This window comes from Paraburkholderia sp. SIMBA_030, from assembly GCF_046535245.1.
In the GTDB taxonomy this organism is placed as follows: Bacteria; Pseudomonadota; Gammaproteobacteria; order Burkholderiales; family Burkholderiaceae; genus Paraburkholderia.
Genome location: NZ_JAWRXB010000293.1, coordinates 1 through 290, shown reverse-complemented (window position 1 = coordinate 290; position 290 = coordinate 1). Strand labels below are relative to the sequence as shown.

Below are 290 nucleotides of genomic sequence, written 5' to 3'. Positions count from 1 at the left end.
GGTGCTTGTGAGTACGGACTGATAGTCACAAAGATTATCAGCATCACAAGTGACCATGCGAGAAATCACATAGTCATTTGAGATTGCTGAGCCAAGTTTAGGGTTTCTTAAAAACCCAAAGATGTTTGAACTGAAGAGTTTGATCATGGCTCAGATTGAACGCTGGCGGCAGGCCTAACACATGCAAGTCGAGCGGATGAGAAGAGCTTGCTCTTCGATTCAGCGGCGGACGGGTGAGTAATGCCTAGGAATCTGCCTGATAGTGGGGGACAACGTTTCGAAAGGAACGC

1 rRNA gene is annotated in these 290 nt (G+C 47.6%); it reads left to right on the top strand.

Going from position 1 to position 290, the window contains the following annotated elements:
* Nucleotides 1–127 precede the first annotated feature (127 nt).
* Nucleotides 128–290 (top strand): 16S ribosomal RNA (locus SB772_RS40055); the annotation flags it as partial.